This window comes from Pseudomonas sp. MEJ086 (assembly GCF_030209025.1).
Lineage (GTDB): Bacteria > Pseudomonadota > Gammaproteobacteria > Pseudomonadales > Pseudomonadaceae > Aquipseudomonas > Aquipseudomonas fulva_A.
Genome location: NZ_JARVSV010000002.1, coordinates 84,565 through 108,090 on the forward strand (window position 1 = coordinate 84,565; position 23,526 = coordinate 108,090).

Below are 23,526 nucleotides of genomic sequence, written 5' to 3' on the forward strand. Positions count from 1 at the left end.
TCGGAGGTGATCAGTGGCGATGTTGCCGGGTCACACCTGCGTCGTACTGGGAGGCGATCTGCTGCCAGCCGGCAGTGATCAGGCTTTGCGCGTCCAGACTGGAAGGCGCGCTGGCGCTGTTGCGGTTGAGCCAGACGTCGGCCTGTTCATGCTCGGCGTCGATCAGCATGAGCATCGAGCCGGCCACGTCCAGTGCCTGGCTGGCACCGAAATAGGCAGCCTGGTCAGCGGGCAGCAATTGCCACTGGTGGCTGCCACGGCTGGTCGCGCTGGCATCGGCTGCGAACGGCGGAAAGCCTTCGTCTGCCAGCTCAGCGGGGCTGAGCAGCGTCTGCTCTTCGTCACGGCGGATGCGGATCTCGTCGGAGGCCACGCGCAGGTCAGCGTAGATGCCCTGTTCAGCGGCGGTGAGGTCACGACGCGCATCGATCTGATGGCTCTCGATGCTGGTTTCGCTTTCCGTCTCGCCATGCCAGGCCACGACCGAGCCGGCCGCCAGCAGGATGGCCAGGCACAGCAGCAGTACGTAGAGGGTTTCGTGACCGGCACCGGCGGGGCGTACGACCTGAACCGTCATGGGGCCTCGATTTCCGTGTGGTCGATTTCCACGATATGGCCGGGGCCCGCATCGAACAGCACGTAGAACTCGCCTTCGGGGCGCTTGAAGGTGATGGTCGAGTCTTCGGCCAGCTTGCCGGGCACCAGAATGCTTTCGTCATAGCCGATCACGTCGAGGGTCACGCCGGCTGCACCGCTGCCGTCGGAAAAACCACCGGTGCAGCGGATGTGTTCGGCGTCGATGTCTTCGCACTGGCACATCGGATTGTGCGCCAGGGCAGCACCGCTGAGCGACAGCAGGGCGATGCCTGCGGCCAGACGCAGGGATTTGGAATTGATCATTACTTGCCTCCTTGTTGTTTCTTCAGCCAGGCGACGGTGGACGGGGATGCCTGCTCGAGGGGCACGGCGGCCTGGTGTACGGAACCGTCCCAGCCCTCCATGGTGATCCACAGTTCGGCATCGGGCTTGGTGCGAGCCGGCAGCGGCACGGTGGCACCCATGCGGTGGGCGGTGCCGAAGAAGATGCCACCGGCTGCACGCAGGCTGCGTGGCTTGCCGATGCGCAGGTAGGTGGCCTTGACCTGGCTGGCGCATTCGGCACACAGCGCGCCATTGAAGGATTTCATGTAACCGGCCGGGCCATCGAGCTCCGGAGGGCCCGCACGAAATTCGGCCAGGCGGATCGACCAGGGGCCGACCGCCACGTCACCGATCATGCGTTCGCCCAGGCCGCTGGTGCCGGTGAACAGCGCGACATCGGCGAAGTACTTGGGCATGAAGGCCAGCGGAATGATCACCAGCAGAATGTTGATGTGGAAGCGCCACTTGTACCAGAGGCGGCTCAATGGTGAGGCGGGGCGTGCGGCGACGGCCTTGCTCATGCCTTGACCTCCGTGTTGTCGCTGGCGGTATCGGCGGCGCGGCTGCGGGCCGGCCGCTTGATCACCTTGGCGGTGGCCTGTGCGGTACGTTTGGTCCAGATCAGCAGGCCGCTGAGCACCATCATGCTGAGCACCAGGCCGAAGAAGAACCAGATCATCTTGACCCAGATGCCGCCGAAGTCACCGGTGTGCAGCGGACGCATGGATTCGGTGACGAACTCCAGTTTGGAGCGATCTTCCAGCAGGCGCTGTTGCGCCACTTCACCGGTATAGGGGTTGATCGATGCGCTCTGGAACATCAGCGGATACCAGCCGCGCCCGCTGACGGAAATATGATCGTAGGCATTGCTCGGCAGCCGCGTGAAACTGACGTCCAGGCTCGGCACCTTGCTGATGGCGATGCGCGCGGCTTCGTCCACGCCGATCATCGGAATCGGCTCGCCGGGCCGGACGATCGGCACGTCTTCGCGCGCCACGATGGCAGGCACACCTTCGGTCGAGATGGAAATCTGGTTGTCGAACAGGATCGCCTGGATCAGGAACCAGATGCCGGTGATCGACACCACGGCGATGAACCAGATCGACCAGATACCACTCAGGCGGTGGAAGTCGCCCCAGAAGATCCGCGCGCCCTGGTTGAAACGCAGGCGTGGCTTGAAGAAGCCTTTCCAGAATTTCTTGTAGACCACCAGGCCGGTGATCAGTGACAGCAGCATGGGGATGCCCATCATCGACACCAGGTACCAGCCCCAACTGAACCCATTGGTGAACGGCACCAGCCACCAGCCGTGCAGGGCGCGGGTGAACTGGCGGAAATCGAACTGCGGGCTGACCCCCTGGATGTCCCCGGTGTACGGGTTGACGTACAGCGTCGGCGTGCTGCCATCCGGGTAGGCCACCCGGGCGGTGAGGGCGAAATGGGATTCGTCCGGCCGGCTGATGGTCTGCACGATGGTCTGCGGCTCGGCCTTGTTGATGGCCGCCAGTACCTCTCCGAAGGTCAGCAGCTCGGCGTCGTCCGACGGTTTGGTGGCGCGCACGTCAGGGTTGGCCAGCCAGACGATCTCTTGACTGACCACTGCCAGGGTGCCGGTGACGCAGACGATCAGCACGAAGAACCAGATGGGCAGAGCGAGCCAGCTGTGGACCAGGAACCAGATTTTGGAGCGCGACTTCTTGGACATTGAATATCAGTCTTGTTGGGAGGCCTCGAACGCCGGGCGGCTCGGCGAGCGGGCTCTTTATTAACGAACGAAACCCCGCCTGCCTTGCGGCCTGCGAGGGTGGAAATCCGTGGCGGGCGTGATTATCGCGCGCTTTGTGGGTCGGTTACCTATTAAGACGGATGAGAAGCGTAAAACCCGCAGGCGCAAATGAAAATAATTATTTCAAAGATTCAGACAGTTTGGCCATGCCCAGCCGATGGGTGCGACGCAGCTCGCCGGGCGTCTGCTGCAGCCAGCGTTTGAAGGCGCGCTGAAAGGCTTCCGCCGAGGCGAATCCGAGCAGGTAGGCGATCTCTCCGAACGTCAGTTCGGTATCGCGTACGTAGGCGGTGGCCAGATCCCGGCGGGTTTCATTGACGATGCTGCTGAACCGCGTGCCTTCCTCGGCCAGGCGCCGGCGCAGGGTCCAGCTCGGCAGCTGCAACTGCCGGGCGATGTCGTCCATGTCCGGTTCGCGGCCATGCAGACGCGGGCCGAGCAGTTGGCTGACCCGCTCACGCAGGCTGTGGGTGCGGGTCAGGCGCTGCAGTTGCTGCTCACAGAGTTGCAGCAGTTCCTGCCAGGTGCCGGGGCAGTGCTGGGGGTTGCGCAGGTTCAGGGTCGGCTGGTCGAGGCGCAGGCCATTGAAGGCAGCATCGAAGGTGGGCAGGCAGCGAACTTCGCATTCGTAGCGTTCGGCGTAGGCAGGCGGCGAGCATTCCAGATGCAGCGCCTCGGCCTGCAATTCGGTTCCCACGAGCGTGCCCAACTGCTGCAGCCAGCCAGCCAGTACCGAATCGACCACGAAACGGTTGTAGGCGTTGTAAGGGCCTATCGAGTGAAAGCGCAGCCAGGCGCCCTGGCTGTCTTCCTGGAGGCTCGAGCGACCACGGTAGTTGGAGGCATACAGCAGTTCGAAGCGGGTCAGCGTGCGCGCCGCCTCACGCACCGTGGGTGCCTGGGCGGCGGTGATACCGGCGAGGCCCAATTGCTGCAGACGGGCGAAACGGCCCATCAGCAGGCCCAGCGCCGGCTCGCCGGTCAGTTCGATGGCGCTGTGCCCCAGGTGCATGTAGCGCGGAATCGACAGCCTGGCCTGTGGCTCGGCCAGGCGCGGGGCATCGAAACCATAGTGTTCCAGCAAGGGGTGTGGCTCATGCCCGAGGTGGCGCACGGCGTCGGCCAGGCTGTAGAGAAAGCCGACGGAGAGATCGCCCAGGCGAATACGTGCGGGGTTCATGGGCTCTGTCGATACTGATGGACGGGCAGGTAGGGTATCCCGGCCGGCGATACCTCGCCAGCCTCACTGTCATTCAGGATCAGTAAGTTGTCATTCATGATCATTGAGGCGGGGTCATGGCTTCACTATCGTCTGTCCCATACAGACCGCTGCCCACGAAGGCTGCGGCATCCCGTGATCACCGCCGATGGATCCATGACCATGACCGCTTACCCGCATTTGCTCGCTCCGCTGGATCTGGGTTTCGTCACCCTGAAGAATCGCACCCTGATGGGCTCCATGCACACCGGGCTGGAGGAGAAGCCAGGCGGCTTCGAGCGCATGGCGGCCTATTTCGCCGAGCGGGCTCGCGGTGGCGTCGGGCTGATGGTCACCGGCGGCATCGCGCCGAACGAGGAGGGCGGGGTCTACGCGGGCGCGGCCAAGCTGAGCACCCCGGAAGAAGCCGAGAAGCATCGTATCGTCACCGCAGCGGTGCATGCCGCCGACGGCCTGATCTGCATGCAGATTCTCCACGCCGGTCGTTACGCCTACAGCCCCAAGCAGGTTGCGCCGAGCGCCATTCAGGCGCCGATCAACCCATTCAAGCCCCGCGAGCTGGATGAAGAGGGCATCGAGAAGCAGATCGCCGATTTCGTCAGCTGTGCGCTGCTGGCGCGCCAGGCCGGTTACGACGGTGTCGAGATCATGGGCTCGGAGGGGTACTTCATCAATCAGTTCCTCGCCTCCCACACCAACCAGCGTACCGACCGCTGGGGCGGTCGTTTCGAGAATCGCATGCGCCTGCCCGTGGAGATCGTGCGCCGGGTGCGCGAAGCGGTCGGCAGCGACTTCATCATCATCTATCGACTGTCGATGCTCGACCTGGTGGAGGGCGGCAGCGACTGGCAGGAAGTGGTCGTGCTCGCCAAGGCCATCGAGGCGGCAGGGGCGACCCTGATAAACACCGGCATCGGCTGGCACGAAGCGCGCATTCCCACCATCGCCACCAAGGTGCCGCGGGCGGCGTTCACCAAGGTCACTGCCAAGCTGCGTGGCGAGGTGAGCATTCCGCTGATCACCACCAACCGCATCAACACCCCGGAAGTGGCGGAGCGGGTGCTGGCCGAGGGCGATGCGGACATGGTGTCCATGGCCCGGCCGTTTCTCGCCGACCCGGAGTTCGTCAACAAGGCGGCCGCTGGCCGGGGCGACGAAATCAATACCTGCATCGGCTGCAACCAGGCGTGCCTCGACCACACCTTCGGTGGCAAGCTGACCAGTTGCCTGGTCAACCCTCGCGCCTGTCACGAAACCGAGCTGAACTACCTGCCGAGCGCAGCGGTGAAAACCATTGCCGTGGTCGGTGCCGGCCCTGCCGGCCTGGCTGCCGCCACGGTGGCTGCCGAGCGTGGCCATCGCGTCACCCTGTTCGATGCGGCGGGGGAAATCGGTGGCCAGTTCAACGTCGCCAAGCGAGTGCCCGGCAAGGAGGAGTTCTTTGAAACCCTGCGCTACTTCAAACGCAAGCTGGAAACCACAGGCGTCGATCTGCGCCTCAATACCCGGGTCAGCGCGGGGGACCTGCTGGCTGCCGGCTTCGACGAGGTCATCCTTGCCACCGGTATCGTGCCGCGTACTCCGGCGATCGACGGCATCGGGCACGCCAAGGTGATCAGCTATCTGGACGCCATCCTGCAACGTCAGCCGGTCGGCCAGACGGTCGCGGTGATCGGCGCCGGCGGCATCGGCTTCGACGTCAGCGAGTTCATCACCCACGCGGGCGTCGCCACCAGCCTGGATCGTGAGGCATTCTGGAGGGAATGGGGCATCGACCCGGCCCTGCATGCCCGTGGTGGCGTCGCCGGTGTTCAGGCCGAGATCGAACCCGCGGCGCGTCAGGTATTTCTGCTGCAGCGCAAGAAGAGCAAGGTCGGTGACGGCCTCGGCAAGACCACCGGCTGGATCCACCGTGCCGGGTTGAAGAACAAGCGGGTGCAGATGCTCAATGCCGTCGAGTACCTGAAGATCGACGATGAGGGGCTGCACATCCGCATCGCCGATGGCGAACCGCAGCTGTTGCCGGTGGATACGGTGATTCTCTGCGCCGGTCAGGATCCGTTGCGCGAACTGCAGGATGAGCTCGTGGCTGCCGGGCAGGCGGTGCACCTGGTCGGCGGTGCGGATGTGGCGGCCGAGCTGGATGCCAAGCGCGCCATCGATCAGGGCTCGCGTCTGGCCGCGGCGCTCTGAGACGCCACTTTTCGGCAGGTTCTACCGAACACTTCACGGTTCTGGGTTGCCATTCGTCCCGCAGCTGAATGACTGCCAACCGGTTCACACAGTGGTTCCGGTGTTCTCGCCTAGACTTGTCTGGCTGCCGCTCTGGCGTTGCAGCCGACATGGAACCGAGAACCCTCATTCGTCTGGAGAGCATCGATGAGCAAGCCGCAACTGGTCGAGGCCGTGATGTTCTTCGCTGAAGACGGCAGCATCGGTAAGCAGATGTTCTACACCGAGTTCGAGACGTTGCTCGATGGCCTGGTGAAGATGCCGGTGTTCGCCGATCAGCAGGTTCGCGTCACCTACGTGGTGATCAATGCGCGCCTGCAGATTCGCTCCGCAGTGTTCTTCTATCTGGATTTCGACGAAAGCGGCGCGCCCGACAGCGGCTGGAACATTCCCTTGCAGCAGCTGGCCGAGCGCGCTGGCCGTGGCCCTGACCTGGGTGCCGGGCCCATTCGCCTGGCCTGCCGCAGCCAGTGCCCGGTTTCCTGGCACCAGATGCACCTGTGGGATCCCAGTCTGGTCACCGGCAAGAATGATCTGGCCTTGCTGCGTGACACCGTCAAGCTCAACAGCCTGGGCATCGTACTTCAGGAAGAAGAAGCCAATAGCGTAGCGCCCGAGCGCTTGCAGGTGGCTTCCGAGGATCAATGGTACGCCGTGGATCCATCCCGGGATCTGGCCGAAAAGCTGGCCGAGCGGCTGTCCCATGACTATCGGCAGAAGGCCGCGCAACTGGTCAAGCAGCAGCGTGAGCGGCTCGCCAGTCTCGGCCAGGAGCATCAGGCGGAGATGGCGCGTGTCGCAGCTCAGGCCGAGGCCCGGGTTACCGATCTGCAGGGGCAGATTCAGGCGCTGCGCCAGGCCGTGCGGCAGCAGGAAACGCTGAATCACAGTCTCAAGTCGCAGCTCACCGAACAGTTGGCCATTCAGCAGAGCGAGCGCGACGAAATGGCGGTCCGCCTGCGTGGCGCCGAGCGTCATGCACGTACCGAGCGTGACATTCTCCGCGAACAGTTCGACGACGAGCTGCGTGCGCGGATACTCGCGACCCAGGCCAGCGCGGAGGAGCAGGCCCGGCGCCGTGAAGCCGAGGCCTCGCAGCGTGGCGCCCATCAGGTGCTGGAACGTCTGGCCGGGCAGGGTGTGGTGTTCGTGGTGTTTCACCCGGGCGCCGGTCACGTCACCGTACCGTTGCAGGATGTCGAACGTTATCTGGCCAGCCCGCTGGCCTATGCCGCGAGCAAATGCTTCGTTTCCGAAGCCTTGTACCGCCAGTGGCTGGAGCACTATCAGCGCCCGCGTTGCGAAGGTCTGCATGCCGATGGCCAGCGTTGCGACGTTGCCGTGGAGCGCATCGAGACGCCGGGGCGTTTCGTGGTTGGCGACTCCAACTGCTGCATGGCGCACAAGGCGACCCGCCTGCGCACAGTGGGCTGAGGCCGATCTGGGATACAATCGCAGGCCCTTTCACCAGGCCTCTCGTGTGCGTTCATGGAGTCACTTTCCCTAACGGCCGTCAGCGCCTGGCGCCCCCATGCGCCGCTGCAGCGCCTGTCGTTCGACTGGTTGGCAGGGGTCGAGCTGGCGGTATTGCGGCTGGATCTGATCGACCCGCTGATCAGCGGCAACAAGTGGTTCAAGCTCCGGCCACATCTGCACGCCGCTGCCAGGCAGGGCGCACGCGGCATCATCAGCCTGGGTGGTGCGCACTCCAATCATCTGCATGCACTGGCCGCCGCTGGCCAGCGTTTCTCCTTCGCCACCGTCGGCCTGCTGCGGGGGCAGCCACAGAGCACGCCAACCGTCGTGGATCTGCAGCGCTTCGGCATGCAGCTGCACTGGTTGGGCTACGGCGGTTACCGTGATCGACACCGTGCGGATTTCTGGCTGGACTGGCATGCGCGTTATCCCGGCTTTTGCGCGGTGCCCGAGGGCGGCGGCGGTTTGCCGGGTGCCATGGGCTGTGCGCAGTTGCCCGCGCTGGTTGCTGCGCAGTTGCCAGCGCTGGGTTGGCCCGATTATCACGGCTGGTGGCTGGCTGCGGGCACTGGCACCACCCTGGCCGGGCTGGTGATTGGAGAGGGCGCGCAGCGGGTCGTGCAGGGGGCACTGGCAGTGCCCCGCGATCATGGCGTACTGGCGCAGGTCCAGGCCCTGCTGGGGCAAGCCGGGATGGCCGATGCGGGCTATCGGCTGTTCGCTGCCTGCCGAGGCGGTTTCGCGCGGCAGGATGCCGACTTGCTGGATTTCATGGCGCAGTGCGAGGCGCAGAGCGGCCTGCCCCTCGAACCCCTGTATACCGCCAAGGCGCTGATGAGCCTGCGTGAGGCCATCGAAGGTGGCGAGATCGAGGCCGGCACGCGGCTGATCTTCGTGCATACCGGTGGGTTGCAGGGGCGCCGCGCCGCCCTGATCCCGGCGTCATGATCAGCTAAGCCAGCCGTGGCCAATCATCGGCGACCAGAAACAGGCGCTGGTGCTCGTGCAGGTGGCCGTCGACGCCGGGGCGCAGATCCACCAGCAACTGCGCTTCGGCATCCGTGGGCAGCTCGCCAAGCCAGTTTTGCAGGCGAGCGAACGACCAGCCTTCCTGCACCGGCAGCCTGGCCGGGGCCAGCCAGGCGTGGCGCGGCAGTGGCTGCCAACAGGCCGCTGCATCCTCCACCTGGAAGGCCTGCCAGTCGCGCCGGTGCAGCCACTTGCCGCGCAGGTGCTGCGGGTGAGCGTCTGGTGGTGCAGGGCAGGGGTGGCCATGGGGGTAGAACAGGTACCCGCCGATCCACATGGCCGCCTCGATGGGCTCGCTGGTCAGCGCATCCAGAGCAGGGCGTGCCACGGGCTGAGCCGAGAGTGGCAGTTGATGGCTGGCGAGATGCTCGAGCTTGATATCCAGACGATCATGGCTGCCGGGGCCGATCCATTGCGCTCTTTGTTGCGACGCCTTGCCCAGATACAGCTTGATGGCCAGTTCCAGATGATGCACGCCGCTGGCATCGCGCAGCAGCAGATCCAGCTCGCCCAGGGTGTGGCCTTGCTGGCGAATCGGCAGGTTGGCGGCCAGTACCTCGATGCCTGGGGCGGCCTCCAGGGCGAACTGCCACAGGCGCTCGTAATAGAGGCCCAGGCGGCGTACCGAGCTACGCGACAACCAGGTCTGCAGCGCAGCAGGCTCTTCATCCTGGCGCAGCAGCCAGTCCGCCAGCAGGCCCGGCTCGGCAGCCCATTTGCCATCCGTCAGCGGATGACGCTGCGTCGGGTGTGGGTGGGCCAGCAGGGGCGCAGAAAGCAGCGTCCAGGCCAGGTCGCGCACCGCTGGCTGATTCAGGCGCTGGGGTAGATCGGCGAGGGTGTCGAAGGCATTCATCTGTGCAGCATAGGGACTTTTCCCCGATCGGTGCGGAGGCTGTTGCAGGGCATCTCGAAAAAATTGGACGAGGCGGTCAGCGCAAGGCAAAAACAGGCGAAAAAGCGCAGCTTAGGAGCGGTGAGTGAGCAGTTTGAGCCTGTTCTTGACAGGGCGATGGCGCCGCAGGTGGTTTTTTGAGGTGCCCTGAGGCAGTGTTTCACCCATAATCGGGCCATCAGAACCAGAGCGTCGCAGGAGCCCCATGGAGCAGTTTCGTAATATCGGCATCATCGGTCGCCTGGGCAGTACCCAGGTGCTCGACACCATTCGCCGCCTGAAGAAGTTCTTGCTCGAGCGCCAGCTGCACGTGATTCTCGAGGACACCATCGCCGAGGTTCTGCCTGGCCATGGTCTGCAGACATCCGCCCGCAAGCACCTGGGCGAGTTCTGCGACCTGGTGATCGTGGTCGGTGGCGACGGCAGCATGCTCGGCGCAGGCCGCGCCCTGGCCCGGCACAAGGTGCCGGTGCTCGGCATCAACCGCGGCAATCTGGGGTTTCTCACCGATATCCGCCCGGATGAACTGGAGTCCAAGGTCGCCGAGGTGCTGGAAGGCAACTACCTCACCGAGAACCGCTTTCTGCTCGAAACCGAAGTGCGCCGTCATTCCGAGGCGATCGGCCAGGGCGACGCGCTCAACGACGTGGTGCTGCACCCGGGCAAGTCCAACCGGATGATCGAGTTCGAGCTGTACATCGACGGCCAGTTCGTCTGCAGCCAGAAGGCCGATGGTCTGATCGTCGCCACGCCGACCGGCTCCACTGCCTACGCCCTGTCGGCTGGTGGGCCGATCATGCACCCCAAGCTGGACGCCATCGTCATCGTGCCGATGTACCCGCACACGCTGTCCAGCCGGCCGATCGTGGTGGATGGCAACAGTGAGCTGAAGATCGTCGTCTCCAAGGATCTGCAGCTCTACCCGCAGGTGTCCTGCGACGGCCAGAACCACTTCACCTGCGCGCCGGGCGACACCATCACGGTACGCAAGAAGTCCCAGAAGCTGTGCCTGATCCACCCGCTGGATCACAACTACTACGAGATCTGCCGAACCAAGCTGGGATGGGGTAGCCGACTCGGCGGCGGAGGCGACTGATGCAGCTCGACCCGTCTCGCGGCTACGACCTGATCGGTGATATCCATGGCTGTGCCAATACCCTGGTGCACCTGCTCGAACGCCTGGGTTATCGTCGTCAGAACGGGGTCTGGCGCCATCCGCAACGTATGGCGGTGTTTCTCGGCGACCTGATCGACCGAGGCCCGCGCATTCGTGAGGCCGTGCACCTGGTGCACGACATGGTGCGGGCCGGTGAGGCGCTGTGCATCATGGGCAATCACGAGTTCAACGCCCTCGGCTGGATGACGCCGGCACTGCCGGGCAGCGGCCGCGACTACGTGCGTGAGCGTACCCCGCGGCACGGGCGGCTGATCGGCGAAACCCTCAAGCAGTTCGAGCCATACCCTGACGAGTGGCGCGATGTGCTGGCCTGGTTCTACGAGCTGCCGCTGTTTCTCGATGCCGGTCATTTTCGCGTGGTGCACGCCTGCTGGGACGAGGGCATGATCGCACCGCTGCGCCGGCAGTTTCCGGATGGCTGTATCGATGAGCATTTTCTGCAGGCCTCTGCCGTGCCTGGCAGCTATGCCTGCACCGTGCTCGATCGGCTGCTGCGCGGCACCGACATGCGCCTGCCCGACGGCTTGACCATGACCAGTGGTGACGGCTTCACCCGCTCGTTCTTCCGCACCAAGTTCTGGGAAGACAACCCGCAGACATACGGCGATGTGCAGTTCCAGCCCGATGCCTTGCCGGATCTGGTCGCGCAGATGCCGCTCAGCGAGCTGCAGAAGACCGAGTTGCTCAAGTACGGGCCCGATCAACCCTTGCTGTTCGTCGGCCATTACTGGCGCAGCGGCACCCCTGAACCGATCCGCCCGAACCTGGCCTGCCTGGATTACAGCGCCGTGATGTACGGCAAGCTGGTGGCCTACCGCCTTGATCAGGAAACCCGTCTGGACCCGCGCAAGTTCGTCTGGGTCGATGTCGAGAAACCGGAGGCGCCGCGATGAGCCCGGTGATCGCCTTGCGTGCACCGCTCGATGAGGACCTGACACCTTTCATCACCCTGTTGCGCAACCTGGGTGTCGCCCACCGGGTCGCCGAGCAGTCCAATGAGCAGGTGCTCTGGGTACCCGATGAACATATCGCCAGTCAGGTACGCGAGCTATACGCCCGAGTGCCCCAGGGCGATCCCAGTGTGCAACCCGTGCAGGTTCAGCCAGCGCGCAAGCTACCTGGCTTTCTCGATCAGGCCCGGCGCAGCCCGCTGACGTTGGTCGTGCTGGCCCTGACCTTGCTGGTCGCGCTGCTGACCTGGGGCGGTGAAGATTACGATGTCGTGCGCTGGCTGAGCTTCGTCGACTTCCAGATCGAAGGTCAGTACATCTACTTCGCTTCCTTCGCCCAGGTCGTCGACAGCGGCCAGTGGTGGCGTGTGTTCACGCCGATGCTGCTGCATTTCGGCGTGCTGCACCTGGCCATGAACAGTTTGTGGTACTGGGAGCTGGGCCGACGTATCGAGGCACGCCAGGGCGCGCTCATGCTGCTGCTCCTGACCCTGTGGTTCGGCCTGGCAGCCAACGTCGCGCAATACCTGTATGGCGGCCCGGCGCTGTTCGGCGGGTTGTCAGGCGTGCTTTATGGTCTGCTCGGGCACTGCTGGCTGTTCCAGTGGCTGGCCCCGAATGCGGCTTACAAGCTGCCACGGGGCGTGCTGGTGAGCATGCTGATCTGGCTGCTGATCTGCATGACCGGTGTATTCGAGCTGCTGCAGTTCGGCGCCATCGCCAATGCCGCCCATGTCGGTGGGCTGGTCGCGGGGTGCGTCACCGGGCTGATTGGCGGTCTGCTGGCCCGGCGACGCCGCTGATGTGCGCTTACCAGCGATAGCTTAGCGAGCCGATCAGGCTGCGTTCATCGCCATAACGACAGGTCGTGTTGCAGAACAGGTACTTCTCGTTGCCCAGGTTCTGGGCCTTGGCGGCCACTTCCCAGTGGTCGTCGATTTCATAGCTGATCAGCGCATCGAACAGCGTGTAAGCGGGGATCTTGCCTTCATAGACCGTTGGTGTGGTGCGTGTGGTGCCGGTATAGCGTGCGCCAGCTGCGAGTCGTAGCTGCGGCAGACCGAGGGCGCTCAGGCGATAGCTCGCCCACAGACTGGCACTGTGGTAAGGCACGCCTTCGATGCGTTTGCCGACATTGCTGGCGCTGCTGTCCTGGATCACGTGGGAGTCGGTATAGGCGTAGGAGGCGGTGAGGCTGAGGTTGTCGCTCGCCTCTGTCTTGGCCTCCAGTTCCAGGCCTTTGGAGCGGGTTTTCCCGTATTGCACGAATGTGGCGCTGGCGGCGTCGAAGCTCAGTGAATTTTCCTGAGTCAGTTGGTACACCGCGGCACTGATCAACGTCTGGCTGCCGGGAGGTTGATAGCGCACACCGACCTCATACTGCTCGCCTTCCAGCGGCGCGAAGGCATTGCCAGCGGCTGGATTGCTGACATTGGCCGGCTGAAACGACTGGCTGTAACTGGCGTAAGGCGCCACGCCGTTGTCCGCCATGTAGACCAAACCAATACGCCCGGTGGCTTTCTTGTCGTTGCGGGTAGCACGTGCCTCGGTCGCGAAGGTAGTGGTGCGGCTTTCCGCCCAGTCCTGACGGGCGCCCAGCAGGAGCAGCCACTTGTCGTCGAACCTGATCTGATCCTGCAGGTAGAGGCCTTTCTGCGCGCTGTGCAGATCGGAGCCGCTTTCGGCGGCGGTGTTTTCGCCGTAGCCGGTGTGGATCGGGTTGGCGAGATCCAGCGGCGGAGCCAGTTGCGCCAGGGAGGCGCTGATATGGCGGTGGGAGTCGTATGTCTTGTGGTAGTAGTCGACCCCCACCAATAAGCTGTGTTGCCAGCGGCCACTGTCCAGCGTGTATTGCAGGTTGTTGTCGGTGGTCCAGCCGGTGGAGCGCTCGTCACGCTCGCTGTAGCGGCGCAGTAGCTGACTGCCGACGATGGCTTGTGGAATCAGGTAGTCCCAGTCGGTGTTGGCCTGGAAATAGCGCAGGCTGTGGTTCACTTGCAGGTGGTCGTTGAAATGGTGCTCGAACAGGTACCCGAGCGTGTCCATACGGTTGTTGAAATGGTCGTAGCCGGGTTCGCCAACGAAGTCGTCGCGACCTATCTTGTAGCCCGGCGTATCGCTGTAGGTGGTCATGGTGTAGGCCGTCGGCGGGGCGAAGCCGGTAAAGGTTTCCTGATGACTGGCCAGAATGGTGAGCGAGCTGTCCTCGTTCGGACGCCAGGTCAAGGCGGGCGCGATGTAGCGGCGGTCGTCGTCGATATGATCGACCTGTGTATTGCTGTCGCGCCACAGACCGGTGAGGCGGTAGCTGAACTGGCCCTGATCGTCCAGCGGGCCGCCTAGGTCGAAGGTGTACTGGCGACGGTCGTAGTTGCCGATTTCGATACCCACTTCATGCAGCGGTTCGCTGGTCGGGCGCTTGCTGATGGTGTTGATCAGTCCACCCGGCGACAGTTGCCCATAAAGCACGGATGAGGCCCCTTTGAGCACTTCTACCCGCTCCACGCCGTAGGCTTCGATGCTGCCGTCGTAGGGGTTGGCCTGCAGTTTCATGCCGTCGCGCAGAATACCGCCGGTGCCCGCGCCCACGTTGAAGCCGCGCAAGGTGAAGTCGTCCGCGGTACGGCTGAAACCACTTGGCTGGCTGCTGAAGCCAGCGGTGTATTTCAGTGCATCGGAAAGGTTATCGCCCTTACGGTCGTTCATTTCGTCGCGGGTTACTACCGAAATCGACTGTGGCGTCTCGAGCAGCGATGCATCGGTCTTGGTGGCCGAGCTGCCTCGCTGGGCGACATAGCCGGAAAAGGGGGCGCCCGTGCGTTCACTGGCAATCGTGGAGTCGACGCGGGTGGCATCGAGGGTCATCGATCCGTTTTGTGGGGCCGGCTGCACGCTGAGCGTTCCGCCACTGGTGGCACGTACTTCAAGACCGCTGCCACGCAGGGCCTGCTGTACTGCTTCGCTGGCGCTGAACGAGCCATGTACGGGAGCGGCCTGATGGCCATCGACGTCCGCAGGGATGAACAGTATCTGCTGGCCACTGCGTTGGCCGATTTCGATCAGCGTAGCGGCCAGCGGTGCCGCCGATAGTGCGAAATCATGGCGCTGCTGCGATGCACTGGCATTGCCATGCATGGCGACCACGAAAGCGGTGATGAAGAACGGCAAGCAAGACTGATGAGGCATGGTGATCCAGAGCTCCGAGTCGCAGGAAATACCCCTGGCGATCGCTTTCGCCAGAGTTCTTTACGGGTATGTGCGATGAGTCGGAGTTTTTTTCAGGCGTGGGTGAAAATTAATTCGCTGCACCTAGAGTCTGTTGACGTTTCCGCGCAGCCCGTAGGGCCTGGCGCGGCCGTGCTGACACGTCAACAGACCCTAGACATGCTCGATACGCGTCCATACGCCGAGGTAGCTATGGACGCGTACCGGCAGGATGTCCGCCAAGGCAGCCAGCGCCTGGGCGCTGTTATCCAGATTGAATACGCCGGAGATACGTAGATGTGCTGCATTTTGGGAAAGCTGCAGCATGCCTCGGTGATAGGGGCGCAGTTGGTCGATCAACTGGCCCAGCGTCCAGTCGTGCGCTTGCAAGAAACCGTTGACCCAGGCATCTGGGGCGCCCACGAAAGGTCGCATCCCTGTCACGCCATTGGCGAGCATGTGCACTTGTTGCCCTGGCAGCAGGGGGCGCCCGGCAATGCTTGCGCTGCCACGCAGCAGGCAGGCACGAGCGAAATCATCGTGCAGCTCCAGCACGCAGCGCCCGTCTGCCAGCTGGATCTCCCCAAAGCGACTCGCTAGAGTCATGGGGCTCAGTTCTCTACCTTGCGTGTCGATGACCAGGCTGCCTTGATGCAGGCGAACAAGGTGTCGCTCACCGGAAAGGTCGAGGTCGACGGCGCTCTGTGCATTGAGTGTCAGCCAGGCACTTGGCAATTCGATCCGCCGGCGCTCGGCGGTTTGCGTACGAAGGTCGGCGTTCCAGTTGTTCAGCGGCATGCCAGGTTTGCCGAGCAGGTGGGCGCCGATAGCCATCGTGCTGATTGCCAGCGTGCCGCGTAGCAGGTTGCGGCGGCTCAGGTTCGGCGTGTTCAGCGCTTGTCTGGCTGGCGCAGCCTTCAGTGGTAGCAGCGTTTTACCGAGTCGCTGTTGTAGGGCATTCCAGGCGTCGGTGTGAGCAGGATTGGCACTCAGCCACTGCTGGAAACGTGTGTGCTCGTCATCGCCGAAGTTGCCCGAACTCTGCCGTGCATGCCACTCGATGGCTTGCTCTATCAGTGGGCTCACGTCTCGGCACCGTAGCAGGCCTTGAGCCCCTGAACGATGTACTGATGCACCCGCGTGACGGACACGCCAAGCTCCACTGCAATCTGTGCGTAGGTCAGCCCATCCAGCTGGCTGTATAAAAAGGCGGCGCGAGCCTTGCTGGAAAGCCCGTCGAGAAGCCGATCGATCTCGACAAGCGTTTCCAGCAGCAGGTAGTGATCCTCAGCAGAAGGGGCCAAGCGCTCCGGCTCGGCGGTCAATGCCGCCAGGTAGGCACGTTCGAGGTCGCGGCGCCGCCAACTGGCGAATACCAGGCGTTTGGCAATGGTTGTCAGCAGTGCACGTGGTTCGTGGATCTTTCGCTGATCGCGCATGGCGACAACCTGAGCGAAGGTTTCGGCGGCCATGTCCGCAGCGTCGTGGCGGCAGCCAAGACGAGCGCGCAGGCGCTCGAACAACCAGCCATGGTGCTCGCCGAACAGATTGTGAAGCATCGCCGTCCGATTGCTGGAGTTGGCAGGAAGCATGCTGGGAAGGTCACTTGATAGTGAAAACTATTATCATTTTGTCATTTGACTTCACTACTGGCAATCGCATCCGCCGCGCGATATGCGCTGTTTCGATCAATGCCCGTGCGCCGAAGCATGTGGCCCGGTAATATGTGACTTTTTGAGCCTGGAGCCAGCCATGTCCTCCTTCGTCGAATTGATCCGCAACATCACCCCGGACGTGTATGAAAGCCTCAAGCTGGCCGTGGAGATCGGCAAGTGGCCGGACGGCCGCAAGCTGACTCAGGAGCAGAAGGAACTGAGCCTGCAGGCGATGATCGCCTGGGAGATCGAGAACCTGCCCGAGGATCAGCGCACTGGCTACATGGGCACCTCCGAGTGTTCCTCGAAGTCCGAGCCGATCCCGAACCTGCTCTACAAGTCCTCGGAAACCCTGCACTGATGGTTGAAGTAGCCCGTGGCGCCCTGAGCAAGATGGCCACCCAGCTCGATGCGCCAGTGCAGTACGCCTTTCGCCTGGGTGACGAGCGGATCGCCGTCAATCCGATGATCGGCAAGACCGTGCGCCTGGAGTTTCTCGGCGCGATTCATTGCAGCCATTGCGGGCGCAGAACCAAGACCAGCTTCAGTCAGGGTTATTGCTACCCCTGCATGCAGAAACTCGCCCAGTGCGACCTGTGCATCATGAGCCCGGAACGCTGCCACTACGACGCCGGTACCTGCCGGGATCCGGGGTGGGGCGAGCAGTTCTGCATGACCGATCATGTGGTCTACCTGGCCAACTCGTCGGGCATCAAGGTGGGCATCACCCGCGCCACGCAGATCCCCACGCGCTGGATCGATCAGGGGGCCACCCAGGCGCTGCCGATCATGCGCGTCGCCACTCGCCAGCAGTCCGGTTTCGTGGAAGACCTGCTGCGCAGCCAGGTGGCCGACAAGACCAATTGGCGCGCGTTGCTCAAGGGCGATGCGACGCCGGTCGACCTGCTCGCCGTGCGCGAACAGATCTTCCATGCCTGCGCCGAAGGCATCGATGCGCTGCAGCAGCGTTTCGGCCTGCAGGCCGTGCTGCCGTTGAACGAGCAGTCGGTGGTCGATATCCGTTACCCGATCGAGGGCTATCCGGCCAAGATCACCAGCTTCAACCTGGACAAGAATCCCGTCGCCGAAGGCACACTGCTCGGCATCAAGGGCCAGTACCTGATGTTCGATACCGGCGTGATCAATATCCGCAAGTACACCGCTTACCAGATCGCAGCCAGCTGCGCCGCCTGACCGGCAGGCGCTGCTGACGCCATTCACCTGTCTGTCACGCCAATGGGCGTGGCATCGAAGAGGTTCCCATGCGCACCGAGCAATCGAAGACCATCTACCTGAAGGACTATCAGGCGCCGGATTACCTGATCGACGAAACTCACCTGACCTTCGAGCTGTTCGAGGATCACACCCTGGTCCACGCCCAGTTGGTGATGCGTCGCAACCCGGCGCTGTCGGCCGATCTGCCCGTGCTGACCCTCGATGGTCAGCAGCTGGAGCTGCTTGAACTCAAGCTCGATGATCGCGCGCTGAGCGCCACCGACTACACGCTCACCGACAGTCACCTGACCCTGCAGCCGACCCAGGCCAGCTTCGTCGTCGACAGCAGCGTGCGTATCCACCCGGAAAGCAACACCGCGCTGGAAGGGCTGTACAAGTCCAGCGGCATGTTCTGCACCCAGTGCGAGGCCGAAGGCTTCCGCAAGATTACCTACTACCTCGACCGCCCGGACGTGATGAGCAGCTTCACCACCACGGTGAGCGGCGACAAGCAGAAGTATCCGATCCTGCTGTCCAACGGCAACCCGGTGGCCAGCGGCCAGGAAGACGACGGTCGGCACTGGGCGACCTGGGAAGACCCGTTCAAGAAGCCGGCCTATCTGTTCGCTCTGGTCGCCGGTGATCTCTGGTGCGTGGAAGACAAGTTCACCACCATGAGCAGCCGCGAAGTGACGCTGCGCATCTACGTCGAGCCGGAAAACATCGACAAGGTGCAGCACGCCATGGACAGCCTGAAGAAGTCCATGAAGTGGGACGAAGAGGTCTACGGTCGCGAGTACGACCTGGACATCTTCATGATCGTCGCGGTCAACGACTTCAACATGGGCGCCATGGAGAACAAGGGCCTCAACATCTTCAACTCCAGCGCCGTGCTGGCGCGCGCCGAGACGGCCACCGATGCCGCGCACCAGCGGGTCGAGGCGATCGTCGCCCACGAGTATTTCCATAACTGGTCGGGCAACCGGGTAACCTGCCGTGACTGGTTCCAGCTGTCGCTCAAGGAAGGCTTCACGGTGTTCCGTGACGCAGCGTTCTCCGCCGACATGAACTCGGCGACAGTCAAGCGCATCCAGGACGTGGCCTACCTGCGTACCCACCAGTTCGCCGAGGATGCAGGCCCCATGGCCCACCCGGTGCGCCCGGATGCGTACATGGAGATCTCCAACTTCTACACCCTGACCATCTACGAGAAGGGTTCCGAAGTCCTGCGCATGATCCACACCCTGCTGGGCGAAGAAGCCTTCCGCAAGGGATCGGATCTGTACTTCGAGCGCCACGATGGCCAGGCCGTGACCTGCGACGACTTCGTCAAGGCCATGGAAGATGCCAGCGGCATCGACCTGACCCAGTTCAAGCGCTGGTACACCCAATCGGGCACCCCGCGCCTGGCCGCCGCCGAGCGTTACGACGCTGCCGCGAAAACCTATACCCTGACCTTCACCCAGAGCTGCCCGGCCACCCCAGGGCAGCGCGAGAGCGACAAGTTGCCCTTCGTGATTCCGGTCGAGTTGGGGCTGCTCGATGCCCAGGGCGACGACCTGCCACTGCGCCTGCAGGGCGAGGCCGCTGCCGCTGCTGGTAGCCGCGTGCTGTCGGTGACCGAAGCGCAGCAATCGTTCACTTTCGTCGATATCGCCGAAAAACCCTTGCCTTCGCTGCTGCGTGGCTTCAGTGCACCGGTCAAGCTGAGTTTCCCGTACGACCGCGATCAACTGATGTTCCTGATGCAGCACGACAGCGATGGTTTCAATCGCTGGGAGGCGGGTCAGCAGCTCAGCGTGCAGGTCCTGCAGGAGCTGATCGGCCAGCACCAGCGCGGCGAGACGCTGGAGCTCGATCAGCGGCTGGTCAGCGCACTGCGCACCCTGTTGCAGGATGGCTCGCTGGATCAGGCCATGGTCGCCGAGATGCTCTCGCTGCCAGGCGAGGCCTACCTCACCGAGATCAGCGACGTGGCCGATGTCGACGCCATCCACGGCGCGCGTGAATTCGCTCGCCAGCAACTGGCCGAAGCCTTGTTCGAGCCGCTGTGGCAGCGTTATCAAGCCAACCGCGAGGTATCGCGCACGACGCCTTACGTGGCCGAGGCCGAGCATTTCGCTCGTCGCGCCCTGCAGAACATCGCGCTGTCGTACCTGATGCTGACCGGCAAGCCCGAGGTGCTGGCGGCGACGCTGGAGCAGTACGAGGCGTGCGACAACATGACCGAGCGCCTCACCGCCCTGGCCGTGCTGGTCAACTCACCGTTCGAGGCTGAGCGCAGCAAGGCCCTGGCGGCCTTCGCCGAGCACTTCAAGGATAACGCCCTGGTCATGGATCAGTGGTTCAGCGTCCAGGCGGCCAGCACCTTGCCGGGTGGCTTGGCGCGCGTGCAGGCGTTGATGGAACACCCGGCGTTCACCCTGAAGAACCCCAACAAGGTACGTGCGCTGATCGGCGCATTCGCCGGCCAGAACCTGGTCAACTTCCATGCCGCCGATGGCAGCGGTTATCGCTTCCTCGCCGATCAGGTGATCGTGCTCAACGCCCTCAACCCGCAGATCGCGTCGCGCCTGCTGGCACCGCTGACCCGCTGGCGCAAGTATGGCAGCGAGCGCCAGGCGCTGATGAAAGCGGAGCTGGAGCGCATTCTCGCCTCCGGTGAGCTGTCGGCGGATGTTTACGAGGTGGTGAGCAAGAGCCTGGCCTGAGGAGTATCCCCGTAGGAGCGTCGCCCCCGGCGCGATGCGATAGCGGCCTTGATGCGAATCTGCGTTGTCCACGCAATTCGCCCGCAAGCGGGCTCCTACAGGGGGAGGGTTGGTCACGGTGGTGTAGGAGCGCCGCCCTCGGCGCGAAGAGGGTGGCCTTGATGCGGTATCTGCGTTGTCCCCGCGACTCGCCCGTAAGCGGGCTCCCACAGGGGAGGGCTGGTCACGGTGGTGTAGGAGCGTCGCCCTCGGCGCGATGCGATAGCGGCCTTGATGCGATATCTGCGTTGTCTCCGCAATTCGCCCGCAAGCGGGCTCCTACAGGGGCGGGTTGGTCACGGTGGTGTGGGAGCGTCGCCCTCGGCGCGAAGAGAGTGGCCTTGCTGCGGTATCTGCGTTGTCCCCGCGATTCGCCCGCAAGCGGGCTCCTACGGGCTCCGTGTGTAGGAGCCCGCTTGCGGGCGATGCGATGGTGGCCTGACCGCTCTCGTACCCCTCGCCACTGTGCCGGCATTCATCAGCGTGCCGGCCCTCCATCCTGCCTGGGGGCAGTTCAGCAGCCAGCAGAACCCTCCGAAGGTCTGAAAAGTTCGTTCTAGAGCGGTTTGACTTGATTTAACGCGCATCATCGGGCCGAATGTTACCGTTCGTTCCCGCAGTAACGTTTTTTCGTTACCTGTCGGTATCGAAAGTTACCTTCTTATAAGTCGACACACTTAATATCCGGCGCCGTCGATTGACGAATGCGTGGAGCTGTGTGCGCTTCGCAGCGCTTTCTGGGGAGGAGGGCGTTCGAAAAGGCGCTAATCGAGGGCTATTGGTCAGTGGACGACCAGTCATAAAAAGACGCTACGGAGCTGCTCTGGAAAAGCACTTTCGGCTAATACGATCGTTTGAATTGGCACCAAGGTTGCACTGCATGGGGCAGTGACGTCAGCCAGTTCAGCGCAATGACAGGACGCCCCAGCAAGGTGTCCGCCAGGCCCACCGAAAACGGGCCGGATAGAACAACGACTGTCTGTCAGCGGAGTAGAGATTCAATGCGTATCAAGTCCTTTGAGCCGGCCTTGCGCCTGGTGCCGGCGAAGGCGGGTTATGCCCTGGCCAGCGTGTTACCGCTGCTGGTCACGGTGCCCGTACAGTCGGCGGAGTTCAGCTTCGCCGACAACGAAATCAGCGGCTCGCTCGACACCACGCTGTCCTACGGGCAGCTGTGGCGTGTGCAGGGGCAGAGCAGAAGCAACGACGACGTCAACGTCAACGACGGCAATCGCAATTTCGATACCGGGCTGGTTTCCGAGGTGTTCAAGATCACCTCCGACCTGGAAATGAATTACCAGAACTACGGCCTCTTCGTGCGTGGCACGGCGTTCTATGACACCCGGATCATGGACAAGCGCAACGACTTCAACAGCGGTAACAGGCCCACTCAGCCGAGCCAGAACTTCCCCAACGATGACAGCTTCACTCGCGATACTCGGCACAAGGCCGGACGCGATGCGCAGATCCTCGATGCCTACGTGTATGGCAACTGGGATGTCGCCGAGCGTCCGGTCAGTGCGCGTCTGGGCCGGCAGGTGTTCAACTGGGGCGAGGGCGTGTTCTATCGCGGTGGCGTGAACACCAGCAACCCGGTGGACGGCGCGCGCTTCCGTCTACCAGGTTCGGAGATCAAGGAAGTGCTGATCCCCGTCGAGGCGGTCAGTTTCAATATCGGCCTGACCGACAACCTGTCGATGGAGACCTTCCACCAGTTCAACTGGAAGGAAACCGCCATCGACCCGGTGGGCAGCTACTTCTCCGAGACCGACCTGTTCGCCGAGGGCGGCAATACCGCCTATTCCCGCCTGCCGGCGCTGCTTCCGCTGGCCGGGTTGTATGGTGGCCTGGGCGCCACGGGTGGTCTGCAGGGTGGTCGCAACATCGACGGCAACGGTTACATCAAGGTGGCGTCCATCGGCAAGGACATCAATGCCAGGAACGATGGTCAGTTCGGCGTGGCCTTTCGCTATATCGCCGAGCAGTTGAACTCGACCGAGTTCGGTTTCTACTTCGTCAATTACCACGCCAAGGAGCCGACCGCTGCGGCCGATCTGGGCAGCTATCCCGGGCTGAATCTCGCGGCCATTCAGGCGGCTGCAACGCCGGCCATCCAGCAGTCGGTAGCCAGCGCGGTCGGGCTGACGGTGCCCCAGCTGCAAGGCGCCATCGCGGCCGATCCTACCGGTGGCCTGGCCAATGCCTACCGCAATGCACTCTCCAGTGCCGTGGGCGGGATTGCCACCATCGACGTCGCCAACAGCATCAACGCCCGCCGCGAGTACGTCGAAGATATCCGCATGTACGGCTTCAGCTTCAATACCACCCTGGGCAATGCCTCGCTGTTCGGTGAGCTGTCCTATCGGCCGAACCTGCCGATCGGTGTCGCCGCCACCAACGACCTGCTCGGCGATCTGCTGCGTCAGGCGCCGCAAGTGGTGCAAGGCCAGCAGGTGAATATCGGTGGCAACGCTCTGCAGCTTGGCGAGCAGATCCACAACTACGAGCGTGTCGAGGCCTACAACGCCTCGCTGGGCAGCATCTACAACTTCGGCCCGTCGCTGGGGTTCGATGCGCTGACCGGCGTGGCCGAACTGGCCTCCGAGCACCTGCGCGGCAGCGACCTGAAGTACACCGCCTACGATGGCTCGACCCGCTACTACGCCGGGCGTGGTGATTCCTCCTACGCGTTCGGTTATGGCCGCAGTTATCAGGTCAACAAGAACGCCTATGGTTACACCCTGGTGCTGTCCGGCACCTGGAACGACGTCGTGGCCGGGGTCAATCTGTCGCCCTTCGTCGTCTACAAGGATGACTTCGAGGGCAACTCCTACCAGACCGGTAATTTCGTCGAAGGCCGCAAGGCTTACACCCTCGGCATGAAGGCCAACTACATGAACAGCCTGGAAGCCGAGCTGCAGTACACCGAGTTTTCCGGTGGCGGTAACAACAACGCCGTGCGCGACCGCGACAATGTCGGCGTCAACGTCAAATACTCCTTCTGATCACGGAGATAC

General features: G+C 63.2%; 19 protein-coding genes. 10 read left to right on the plus strand and 9 right to left on the minus strand.

Annotated elements, in window-relative coordinates:
• Positions 1–10: 10 nt before the first annotated feature.
• From QRN22_RS00755 to QRN22_RS00775, 5 genes are all read right to left on the minus strand, one after another.
• Complete coding sequence (locus QRN22_RS00755) at positions 11–577, minus strand: DUF6162 family protein (protein WP_042552824.1); 567 nt, start codon at positions 575–577, stop codon at positions 11–13.
• Positions 574–900: a hypothetical protein gene (locus tag QRN22_RS00760; RefSeq protein WP_042552825.1), complete on the minus strand. Its 327-nt coding sequence runs from the start codon at positions 898–900 to the stop codon at positions 574–576. The genes QRN22_RS00755 and QRN22_RS00760 overlap by 4 nt, the downstream gene beginning before the upstream one ends.
• Entirely contained in the window at positions 900–1,442 is a 543-nt protein-coding gene (locus QRN22_RS00765) for a PA2404 family protein (RefSeq protein ID WP_042552826.1), read from the minus strand. Before QRN22_RS00765 ends, QRN22_RS00760 begins: the two co-directional genes overlap by 1 nt.
• A complete protein-coding gene (locus QRN22_RS00770; RefSeq protein ID WP_042552827.1) occupies positions 1,439–2,626 on the minus strand; it encodes a PepSY-associated TM helix domain-containing protein in 1,188 nt (395 codons plus the stop codon). The genes QRN22_RS00765 and QRN22_RS00770 overlap by 4 nt, the downstream gene beginning before the upstream one ends.
• A 199-nt stretch (positions 2,627–2,825) precedes the next feature.
• The gene (locus QRN22_RS00775) at positions 2,826–3,887 is read right to left on the minus strand and encodes an AraC family transcriptional regulator (protein WP_042552828.1); all 1,062 of its coding nucleotides are present in this window, start codon (positions 3,885–3,887) and stop codon (positions 2,826–2,828) included.
• Positions 3,888–4,082: 195 nt separating this feature from the next.
• Here QRN22_RS00775 and QRN22_RS00780 point away from each other — a divergent pair, with 195 nt between their 5' ends.
• From QRN22_RS00780 to QRN22_RS00790, 3 genes are all read left to right on the plus strand, one after another.
• Positions 4,083–6,119 (plus strand): NADPH-dependent 2,4-dienoyl-CoA reductase, encoded by a 2,037-nt coding sequence (locus tag QRN22_RS00780; RefSeq protein ID WP_042552829.1) that lies wholly within the window; start codon positions 4,083–4,085, stop codon positions 6,117–6,119.
• Between the two features lie 186 nt (positions 6,120–6,305).
• The gene (locus tag QRN22_RS00785; RefSeq protein WP_042552830.1) at positions 6,306–7,592 is read left to right on the plus strand and encodes a chromosome partitioning protein ParA; all 1,287 of its coding nucleotides are present in this window, start codon (positions 6,306–6,308) and stop codon (positions 7,590–7,592) included.
• A 54-nt stretch (positions 7,593–7,646) separates the two neighbouring features.
• Positions 7,647–8,582 (plus strand): 1-aminocyclopropane-1-carboxylate deaminase/D-cysteine desulfhydrase, encoded by a 936-nt coding sequence (locus tag QRN22_RS00790; RefSeq protein WP_042552831.1) that lies wholly within the window; start codon positions 7,647–7,649, stop codon positions 8,580–8,582.
• 4 nt (positions 8,583–8,586) lie between these two features.
• On the opposite strand, the gene QRN22_RS00795 is transcribed toward QRN22_RS00790, so the two are convergent.
• A complete protein-coding gene (locus tag QRN22_RS00795) occupies positions 8,587–9,519 on the minus strand; it encodes a DUF1853 family protein (RefSeq protein ID WP_042552832.1) in 933 nt (310 codons plus the stop codon).
• 244 nt (positions 9,520–9,763) lie between these two features.
• Here QRN22_RS00795 and QRN22_RS00800 point away from each other — a divergent pair, with 244 nt between their 5' ends.
• The 3 genes from QRN22_RS00800 to QRN22_RS00810 are packed head-to-tail and all read left to right on the plus strand — an operon-like array spanning position 9,764 to position 12,488.
• On the plus strand, positions 9,764–10,654 hold the full coding sequence (locus QRN22_RS00800; protein ID WP_042552833.1) for an NAD(+) kinase: 891 nt from the start codon (positions 9,764–9,766) through the stop codon (positions 10,652–10,654).
• Entirely contained in the window at positions 10,654–11,628 is a 975-nt protein-coding gene (locus QRN22_RS00805; RefSeq protein ID WP_042552834.1) for a metallophosphoesterase, read from the plus strand. The genes QRN22_RS00800 and QRN22_RS00805 overlap by 1 nt, the downstream gene beginning before the upstream one ends.
• A complete protein-coding gene (locus QRN22_RS00810; RefSeq protein WP_042552835.1) occupies positions 11,625–12,488 on the plus strand; it encodes a rhomboid family intramembrane serine protease in 864 nt (287 codons plus the stop codon). The genes QRN22_RS00805 and QRN22_RS00810 overlap by 4 nt, the downstream gene beginning before the upstream one ends.
• 7 nt (positions 12,489–12,495) lie before the next feature.
• Here the strand turns inward: QRN22_RS00810 and QRN22_RS00815 are convergent, their stop codons facing one another.
• The 3 genes from QRN22_RS00815 to QRN22_RS00825 all read right to left on the minus strand — a co-directional run bounded on the left by QRN22_RS00815 (position 12,496) and on the right by QRN22_RS00825 (position 16,481).
• Positions 12,496–14,871 carry a TonB-dependent siderophore receptor gene (locus QRN22_RS00815; RefSeq protein WP_231570119.1) on the minus strand — a complete coding sequence of 792 codons (2,376 nt, stop codon included), beginning with the start codon at positions 14,869–14,871 and terminating at the stop codon, positions 12,496–12,498.
• A gap of 192 nt (positions 14,872–15,063) precedes the next feature.
• On the minus strand, positions 15,064–15,975 hold the full coding sequence (locus tag QRN22_RS00820; RefSeq protein WP_052493756.1) for a DUF4880 domain-containing protein: 912 nt from the start codon (positions 15,973–15,975) through the stop codon (positions 15,064–15,066).
• Positions 15,972–16,481, minus strand: a complete 510-nt coding sequence (locus QRN22_RS00825) for a sigma-70 family RNA polymerase sigma factor (protein ID WP_042552837.1) — start codon at positions 16,479–16,481, stop codon at positions 15,972–15,974. The genes QRN22_RS00820 and QRN22_RS00825 overlap by 4 nt, the downstream gene beginning before the upstream one ends.
• A 160-nt stretch (positions 16,482–16,641) precedes the next feature.
• Between QRN22_RS00825 and QRN22_RS00830 the strand changes: the two genes are divergently transcribed.
• The 4 genes from QRN22_RS00830 to QRN22_RS00845 all read left to right on the plus strand — a co-directional run bounded on the left by QRN22_RS00830 (position 16,642) and on the right by QRN22_RS00845 (position 23,514).
• The gene (locus QRN22_RS00830) at positions 16,642–16,905 is read left to right on the plus strand and encodes a YeaC family protein (RefSeq protein ID WP_042552838.1); all 264 of its coding nucleotides are present in this window, start codon (positions 16,642–16,644) and stop codon (positions 16,903–16,905) included.
• Positions 16,905–17,738: a DUF2797 domain-containing protein gene (locus tag QRN22_RS00835; RefSeq protein WP_042552839.1), complete on the plus strand. Its 834-nt coding sequence runs from the start codon at positions 16,905–16,907 to the stop codon at positions 17,736–17,738. Before QRN22_RS00830 ends, QRN22_RS00835 begins: the two co-directional genes overlap by 1 nt.
• A 68-nt stretch (positions 17,739–17,806) precedes the next feature.
• Positions 17,807–20,470 carry an aminopeptidase N gene (gene pepN, locus QRN22_RS00840; protein WP_042552840.1) on the plus strand — a complete coding sequence of 888 codons (2,664 nt, stop codon included), beginning with the start codon at positions 17,807–17,809 and terminating at the stop codon, positions 20,468–20,470.
• Positions 20,471–21,510: 1,040 nt separating this feature from the next.
• Positions 21,511–23,514 carry a DUF1302 domain-containing protein gene (locus QRN22_RS00845; RefSeq protein ID WP_042552841.1) on the plus strand — a complete coding sequence of 668 codons (2,004 nt, stop codon included), beginning with the start codon at positions 21,511–21,513 and terminating at the stop codon, positions 23,512–23,514.
• The last annotated feature ends 12 nt before the right edge of the window (positions 23,515–23,526 follow it).